General features: G+C 43.1%; 7 protein-coding genes. 4 read left to right on the top strand and 3 right to left on the bottom strand.

The features are described from left to right. Positions 1-2,344, top strand: a 2,344-nt coding sequence (locus tag ACEW80_RS30980) for an ATP-binding protein (RefSeq protein WP_373530283.1), incomplete at its 5' end; no start/stop codon positions are given. Between the two features lie 9 nt (positions 2,345-2,353). Continuing rightward, positions 2,354-3,475: an ATP-binding protein gene (locus tag ACEW80_RS30985; protein ID WP_373530284.1), complete on the top strand. Its 1,122-nt coding sequence runs from the start codon at positions 2,354-2,356 to the stop codon at positions 3,473-3,475. Positions 3,476-4,028: 553 nt separating this feature from the next. Here ACEW80_RS30985 and ACEW80_RS30990 read toward each other — a convergent pair. After that, entirely contained in the window at positions 4,029-4,220 is a 192-nt protein-coding gene (locus ACEW80_RS30990; RefSeq protein WP_373530285.1) for a hypothetical protein, read from the bottom strand. 207 nt (positions 4,221-4,427) lie between these two features. On the opposite strand from ACEW80_RS30990, the gene ACEW80_RS30995 reads away from it, so the two are divergent. Further along, positions 4,428-4,955, top strand: coding sequence for an NADPH-dependent FMN reductase (locus ACEW80_RS30995; protein ID WP_373530286.1), 528 nt, complete (start codon positions 4,428-4,430; stop codon positions 4,953-4,955). Between the two features lie 100 nt (positions 4,956-5,055). On the opposite strand, the gene ACEW80_RS31000 is transcribed toward ACEW80_RS30995, so the two are convergent. Then, positions 5,056-5,976, bottom strand: a complete 921-nt coding sequence (locus tag ACEW80_RS31000) for a metal-dependent hydrolase (protein ID WP_373530287.1) — start codon at positions 5,974-5,976, stop codon at positions 5,056-5,058. 187 nt (positions 5,977-6,163) lie between these two features. Here ACEW80_RS31000 and ACEW80_RS31005 point away from each other — a divergent pair, with 187 nt between their 5' ends. Next, positions 6,164-6,325 (top strand): hypothetical protein, encoded by a 162-nt coding sequence (locus ACEW80_RS31005; RefSeq protein ID WP_373530288.1) that lies wholly within the window; start codon positions 6,164-6,166, stop codon positions 6,323-6,325. A 91-nt stretch (positions 6,326-6,416) separates the two neighbouring features. Here the strand turns inward: ACEW80_RS31005 and ACEW80_RS31010 are convergent. Next, positions 6,417-6,663 (bottom strand): hypothetical protein (locus ACEW80_RS31010; RefSeq protein WP_373530289.1); only part of this gene is annotated, 247 nt, incomplete at its 5' end.

Raw genomic sequence — 6,663 nt, forward strand, 5'->3', positions numbered from 1 at the left:
AGACAATGGGGAATTTTTCCCCAAAAATGAGGGTTGGTATGCAGAGGCAGTTAAACAAGATAAACCTGTCTGGAGTCCGGTTTATAACTGGCTGGTAGAACCCTTTCATTTGTCCATTGCTGCCAGCCGTCCTATCTACGATTCAAACAACAATCTAAGTGCTGTGATTGCCGTTGAACAACGCCTTTCACAGATTAATAATTTTTTGCACCAGTTAAAAGTTAGTCCTTCAGGAAAAACCTTCATTTTGGAGCGTAATGGACTGTTGATTGGCAGTTCCGCTGTTGAGCAACCCTTCACCGTGGTGAATGGCAAACCCCAACGCTTGAAAGCTTCAGAGAGTAAAGACCCATTCATTCAAGCAACTACAAAATATTTAATAGAACAGTTTGGTAACCTTAGCAAAATTCAGGGTACTCAACAACTTGACTTTTCGCTTAAAGGTAAGCGTCAGTTTGTCCAAGTGGAGCCTTGGCAAGACGAGTTTGGTATAGATTGGCTGATGGTTGTTGTAGTGCCTGAAGCAGACTTTATGGAGCAAATTAACGCTAATACGCACACAACAATCCTGTTATGTCTGTTAGCTTTAGGACTGGCAATCATTTTGGGGTTCTATACGTCTCGCTGGATTACCCAACCTATTCTGCGATTAAGTGAAGTTTCGGAAGCGATCGCCGATGGAAAACTTGATCAGAAAGTGGAAGAGTTCAAGGTCAATGAACTCAGTGTTCTTGCCCAATCGTTCAACCGCATGGCACAGCAGCTGCGCGAGTCTTTTAGTGTGTTGAAAAAGACAAATGAAGAACTAGAAATTCGGGTTGAGGAACGCACTGCTGAACTGAAGGAAGCCAAAGAAGCAGCTGATGCTGCCAACTATGCTAAAAGTGAATTCCTAGCCACTATGAGCCATGAACTAAGAACCCCCCTCAATGGCATTTTGGGCTATGCTCAAATCCTTCTAAAGGATAAGACTACCGATTCTAAGCAAAAGAATGGACTAAGTATCATTCAGCAATGTGGCTCTCATTTACTGACTTTGATTAATGATGTGTTAGATATTTCCAAAATCGAGGCAGGAAAACAACAACTCTACACTACGGACTTTCAGCTTGAGAACTTCTTACTGGGAGTGCAAGAAATCTGCCGCATCAAAGCTGAACAAAAAGAAATTGACCTCAGCTATCAACTTCTCAACGACTTGTCTGTTGTCATCCATGCTGATGAAAAACGCTTGCGACAAATATTGATTAATCTCTTAGGCAACGCCATTAAGTTTACTGACACTGGTGGCGTAACACTTAAAGTTGGTGTAGTGACTAATTCTTTAGAACTCCTTGATCCTGCAAACGCAAAACTACCAATAAGAAACCATCCAGTCCTACTTTCTCTTAATCAGGGAAGTGAACCAACAATTCATAAAATTCGCTTTCAAGTGGAAGATACTGGCATTGGCATGACTCCAGAACAACTGGAGAAAATTTTTCTGCCCTTTGAACAAGTAGGAAATTCTTCCCACAGGGCAGAAGGCACGGGTTTAGGACTAGCAATTAGTCGCCAAATTGTGGAAATGATGGGCGGTGAGCTTAAAGTTGAGAGTACTGATAGAGCAGGTAGCAAGTTTTGGTTTGACCTCAACTTGCCTACAAAAAAGAATTGGATAAAATCAGATTTATCTAAATTAAACCAAAATGTGATTGGCTACCAAGGTAAGCAAAGGACTATTCTGATTGTCGATGACCATTGGGAGGACCGCTCTGTAGTTATCAATTTACTGGAACCTATTGGCTTTACAGCGATTGAAGCTGGGAATGGACAAGAAGGTTTAAACAAAGCTAATGAATTTCAGCCAGATTTAATTATTACTGATTTGTCCATGCCTGTAATGGATGGATTAAAGATGACTCAACAATTACGGCACTCAGTAGCCTTCAAAGATATATTAATTATTGCTTCATCCGCTAGGGTGTTTAGCCTCAATCACCAGCAGAGTCTAGAGGCAGGCTGTCAAGATTTTCTACCCAAACCTGTGCAAGCTTCAAAATTGTTTGACCAATTACAGCACTATTTGCAATTAGTATGGATTTACGAAACTGAGGATAATTTAAGCTCTGAAACTCCACCAGCTTCTACTCAGGTTGAGAAAATGATAGTACCCCCGTCAGGAGAGCTTCTTGCTCTATGTCAAGCGGCTAACGCTGGTTATGTTTTAGATATTCAACAGGAAGCAAACCGCCTCAAACAGCTAGATCCTAAGTATGCAGTCTTTGCTAATAAGGTTCTCAAATTAGCTGATGATTTTGATGATGAAGCTATCGTCAATTTAGTTAGTTGCTACCTATCTTAAGGTTTAAACATGATAAATTCTCAGCAAAGTACCGTCTTGATTGTTGATGACAATCCTACGAACATTAAAGTTTTATTGGATATTTTAAAGCAGTCTAACTTTAGAGTTTCTGTTGCTAAAAGCGGTGAAAGTGCACTTTTAAAAGTGCAGACGGCATTACCAGACCTGATTTTATTAGATGTAATGATGCCAGGTATTGATGGGTTTGAGACCTGCCGTTGCCTAAAAGCTAATCCGAAAACTCAAGAAATTCCAATAATCTTCTTAAGTGCTCTTGATGGAGTGACAGACAAAACCAAAGCTTTTTCTGCTGGCGGAGTAGACTATATCGTCAAACCCTTTCACACAGAAGAAGTTTTAGCTCGTGTAAACAATCAACTAGCTCTTCAGTCCGCAAAAGTAGATATTCGTGCTGCTTTAGAGAGAGAAAAAGAACTTGGCGAAATCAAAGCCCGTTTTATTTCTATGACTTCCCACGAGTTCCGCACTCCTTTAACCACAATTTTATCTTCTACGGAATTACTCGAACATTACAGCCATAAATGGACTGAAGAGAAAAAACTCTCTCAGCTTCAGCGCATTCAAGCAGCTGTTAAACAAATGACTGAATTGTTAAATGATGTACTGTTAATTGGTAAGGCAGAAGCAGGCAAACTTGAGTTTCAGCCAACACCCCTTGATATTACAAAATTTTGTCGCGCTCTAGTAGAAGATATGGAATTTACTGCTAGTGCCCACAAAATTGCTCTTTGCACTTATGGTGAATGCACAACTGCTTGCATGGATGAAAAGCTGCTGCGACATATCCTCAGTAATTTACTCTCGAATGCCATCAAGTATTCACCTCAAGGTAGCACTGTCCATTTTGATTTAGTTTGTGAACAGGAAGACGCTGTTTTACGGATTCAAGACGAGGGCATTGGCATTCCAACAGCAGACCAAGCCCAACTATTTAATTCCTTCCATAGAGCCAGCAATGTAGGCACAATCTCAGGTACAGGACTCGGACTAGCAATTGTTAAAAAGTCTGTGGATTTATATGGTGGCAATATCAAAGTTGATAGTGAAGTTGGGTTTGGCACTACATTTACAGTTACTCTTCCACTGAATAATCGGATATTACCGAATTAGCAAGATTCTTAGGTTTGAAGATGAAGAATAACAAGAGCTATTTAATTTGACGATAAAGGCAATAGCTGACGCTCGTTAGTAGGAGCAAATGCTAACTGCTCAGGAGAGTTGTTGAGGTGTTAACGGGTCGGTAGTGTTACAATACTTCTCGGGTAAGGATTAGGCAGTGTTGATAATATAAAAAGAAAGCGGTTGCCTTTTGACTTCCATTCTTTTATGTATTGGATTTTTGGATGAGAACTTGGAGCGTGGCTTTTTGACAACTCTAGGATTATTTCTAGTCCGCCTGGAAGGAATCTTTTCCCCTAGAATTTGTTGAATTAGCTGGGAGTTTAAAAAGTCACTGCGCGTTGTTCAGGTGGAGTATCTTGAAAGTCACCAATTGCCTGCCGAATCACATTGAGTGATACTATAAATCCCAAGAGCAAGGGAAAGATACCAGTTTGTTAAGCAGCTTAAAACATTGAACATGATACAGCATAATGTCCCAGCAGCCAGCCGCTTAATTGAGTCGTTAGCATAAATTCTATACTCCCCAACCTTTGGATGAACCCTAGCGACGCAAAAGATAAAACATAGCTGTCGCCCCTTCTAGAAATGTGGCATTGGTGACGTTGCCTTGATTAGTAGCATCGGCAGCCAAAGTAATGCCACCAGCACTATCGCGGATACCATGAAATTTCACTAGGTTGGGACCAGGATTGAGAGCCACAGGAATAGAGTTAGCCGAGTTGCGGAGCATCATATTTGCTGCGTAAACCCGCCCGTTTACCTCAACAGTGACAAAATCTCCATCCTCAGCCCCGTTATCCTACAAGATTAGGTAAACCCCAGAATCACGCACCTCTAAGTCCCAGAGTCCGTAACATGGGGCTTCAGTTGTCACCACGCCTCTACTCTGTACAAAATTCGGACAACGCAATTCTAGAAGCTCAAAAGTATGATGAAAATTTTGGCAATCTCCGGCAGCCTTCGTACCAGTTCTTCTAGTACAGCCGTCTTACGTGCAGTGATTGGATTAGCACCTGATAGCATGAGCATCTCAATTTACGACGCGCTTGGCGACCTGCCACACTTCAATCCTGAACTTGACGGGGATGACTCAATTGCTGCAGTCAGAAATTGGCGCAATCAGCTTAAGGAGTCTGATGGCGTACTCTTCTGCACCCCCGAATATGCTCATGGTGTCCCAGGCGTTTTAAAAAACGCACTTGACTGGATCGTGTCTTCGGGTGAGTTCATGGATAAACCCACTGCTGTAATTAGTGCATCTCCATCACCGGATGGTGGCGATAAAGCGAATGCTTCGCTCGTACAAACACTTAGGGTAATGATGGCGGAGATTGTTGCCGGAGCAACCCTGTGTATTCCTGCTGTTTCCGCTAAATTGAGTGATAAAGGCGAGGTAACACATCCCGCAACAGCACAGGCACTTCAATCGCTACTCGATACTCTTGCTGGAACAATTAATAAGTGCTGATGGACTATTGCCAGTAGTCCAACGTAGTTATCGCTATACCGCCCATAAAGTTCCGACAGAGCGATATTGTGCTGTTCCGGTATCTCCATGTAAGTTGTTCTTACTTGGCTTCTACTAATTGCCTGCCCTTGTAAGAGATCGTCTCCCCCGGCTGCATCAGCTGATAAGCCACGCCTTCTTTCTCAAGAGCATTAGCAAATGTTTTCGGCTCTTGCGTTATCACGGGAAAGGTAGCGAAATGTTGCGGGATGGCAAGTTTAGCTTTCACTGATACCGCTGCTTTAGCTGCCATTTCTGGTTCCATCCCAAAGTGACCGCCAATGTTGATGAGCGCTAGATCCGGTGCGTAACGCTCGCCAATCAACTCCATGTCTCTGTAATAAGCAGTGTCGCCAGTGTGATAGATAGTAGGACCATTCTTAATCATTAAAACGAAACCTGCGGGGTTGCCGCCATAGATAAGTTCGGGGTCATTCGGACCAGCATTCGGATTAAGTATGCTGCTGGAATGAATCGCCGGTGTCATTGCCACTGTTACTTCGCCATCGGCAATAACGATCTCTCCGCCAATGTTCATCAATGTGTCAAGACCCATCTGCTGTTTTGGATATCCCAGCACCTTCGCCATATTGGTTCCCAACTCTAAGTTCGTTACCAACCGCGCACCAGTCTTCTTCGCCAACTCTACAGCATCGCCTACGTGGTCGAAGTGACCGTGAGTGATGAGGATGTAGTCAACTTTCTGGATGGAAGCTAGCGGCTCTTTCCCATTTTTTGCTTCTGGGTTCATTGGGTTCTTCAGCCAAGGATCAATCATTAATACTTTGCCGCGCGGTGTTGTGATTGTAAAAGCAGCGTGACCGTACCACTTGATCTTTGTTTCTGGAGCGTTCCGAGTAGTCACTTGAGCCATAAGTGTGGTTTTTTGGGTCGAATTCGTACTTTCTCGCGCTAATACATTGCACCAAGCGCCTTGGCTCATAGTTAAGACCACTACTGCCAAGGCAATTTTTAATTTCATTCTTGAGCCTCCTGTTTTCTTTTCCGCGCTTGGTATGCGCCGCAATTCATTATCAGATATCTGTGGGAGCAACTGACCCGAAACCCACACTAAAAAACAAAGTTAGTTCATTGAACTCCTGCTGGTTGCAAAGCAAAACCCCGAAATCGCGTACAGGAATTTCTACAGTAGTAGGCAGAGCGCTCTTGTGTTTCGCAGCCCTCTTCCTTGCTTGGGTAAGAGTGGGGTCAATTTTACTCAGATGTTTTGGCGATCGCCCAACGTCAATGTGCCTCAGCCTGCCCTCGCCAAAGTTCCAGGCTACCAAGTAACACCTGCACAGAATCAGAAGTTTTTATCCATTGGATAAAAGACAGTGCCAAAGTTTCTGCTTTGACTTGCAGCTTACGCTCCCTCACTTCCAACTGCTACTCCTTCAGATGCAATTTCAAAGTTCCTTTTTACCTAATCCCTAGTTTCTTTTCAATCCGCCCAAGTTTCGTGAAAGCCCAATCACTACGCTGCTGAGTTTGAGTCAAAGCAGAATTCATCTGCCACAAGTTCCACAGACTTAGCCCTAATGCTAGGCTAAATCCAACTACTACCCGTTTCCCCCACTTACCGCTCCATGTCAAAACCTTGTTCTCGTTGAGCCGATTTACGGCTGGGATTATTTCTTTTTTCAACGTGAGAATCTGTCTTGTTAAT

It is taken from the genome of Nostoc sp. (assembly GCF_041747015.1).
Classification (GTDB): Bacteria; Cyanobacteriota; Cyanobacteriia; order Cyanobacteriales; family Nostocaceae; genus Nostoc.

Bases quoted from the DNA above. Each gene is read 5' to 3' on its own strand.
- ACEW80_RS30985 (WP_373530284.1), top strand. From the start codon at position 2,354: ATGATAAATTCTCAGCAAAGTACCGTCTTGATTGTTGATGACAATCCT.
- ACEW80_RS30990 (WP_373530285.1), bottom strand. From the start codon at position 4,220: ATGATGCTCCGCAACTCGGCTAACTCTATTCCTGTGGCTCTCAATCCT.
- ACEW80_RS31000 (WP_373530287.1), bottom strand. From the start codon at position 5,976: ATGAAATTAAAAATTGCCTTGGCAGTAGTGGTCTTAACTATGAGCCAA.